The 1,154-nt window shown below is 56.7% G+C and carries 2 protein-coding genes; one reads left to right on the top strand and one right to left on the bottom strand.

Annotated features, from left to right (window positions below):
- Positions 1–37 precede the first annotated feature (37 nt).
- Complete coding sequence (locus ACXAHG_RS23500) at positions 38–466, bottom strand: hypothetical protein (RefSeq protein WP_475061239.1); 429 nt, start codon at positions 464–466, stop codon at positions 38–40.
- Between the two features lie 93 nt (positions 467–559).
- Here ACXAHG_RS23500 and ACXAHG_RS23495 point away from each other — a divergent pair.
- A partial coding sequence (locus tag ACXAHG_RS23495) for a hypothetical protein (RefSeq protein ID WP_475061237.1) occupies positions 560–1,154 on the top strand: 595 nt, incomplete at its 3' end.

The following is a 1,154-nucleotide window of genomic DNA, read 5'->3' as shown; positions in this document are numbered from 1 at the left end:
CGGGAACAGCCTTATAAAATGGGCGTTCGGCCACATTTTAAAAGGCCATTTTCTGCGCCAGCAACAGGGTGTTTTTCAACAGAATCGGGACGGAGCTGCCGTTCGCCGCAGCTGCAGCCTGCGCCCCATCCCAAGTCCGCTTGGCGCAAGAAGCCGACTTTGCAAAGTCTTGTGTGCGGGACATAAAGCAGGAAGGGATTGCCCCTAACGTGGAAGAACTGGTCGAGGTCGCTTTTGCCTTCCTTTCCACTTCGGCAATTGCCGTTTCTGCAAAGGCATACCTTTCCGGGTGGTTCCATCTGGCGACGGTTGGGTATCCTGTCGTAGCCATGACATTTAGCCAGATGACAACCGTCGCGGCAGTGACAACTTCGGACTGCACGAGGCCAAGGGCGTCCAGGATATCGACAAACTCTCCGGTGGTGTCAAAGTTCATGCCCACTTCTTCGGCCTCAAAGGCAGCCATATGCGAGGCCGGATCGGCACGCAACCCATTGTTGTTAACGTAATGTTAGGGTTTCTGATCGACTTCAAAAGAAATCTTTAAGGGAATTTTAGAATGTCTGGCCCAACTCCAATTTTTACCAACGCTTATGATCCCACCGTTTTGATGCTGGAGGATGACAGTTTTGTGCTGCTTGTTTCCGCAGAAGACCAGGATGCGCAGGGCATCTGGCTGCAGCGGTACAATGCGGACGGAAGCATGTTCGGCCAGATGGTGCAGCTTAACCACCCGGGCACCGGGCTGACAGAGGGGCGGCAGACACAGCCGGAAGCGGTGCTGCTTCCAGATGGTACTGTCAGGGTCATTTGGCGCACCCCGGATGAAGATACCACTGCAGGGGACCGCGGATCCTTTTACCGCCAGGACGTGCAGCTGACCGCGGATCCGGATAACCCGGCTATCGTGGGTCCTGCCGAGCAGGTGGTGTCTGACATCGTGCCGGATTGGGGCGAAAGCATCAGCATTGCAGCGTTGAAAGATCCGGGCACCGGGCTGGAAAACGGAGCGACGGTGACCGTCTGGCGCGAATACAATGATGCGGACGCATCGAGGTCGTCGGTTTATGCCCAGGTTGTGGATGCCGGCGGCAATGCCAGCCCGGCCTTCCGGGTTCCGGATCCGGTGTCCAATAGCCAGAAGGAACCGGAGG

Source organism: Leisingera sp. ABD4_442, from assembly GCF_056160905.1.
The sequence above is the reverse complement of the archived record's forward strand: the minus strand, read 5'-3'. Positions and strand labels throughout refer to the sequence as shown.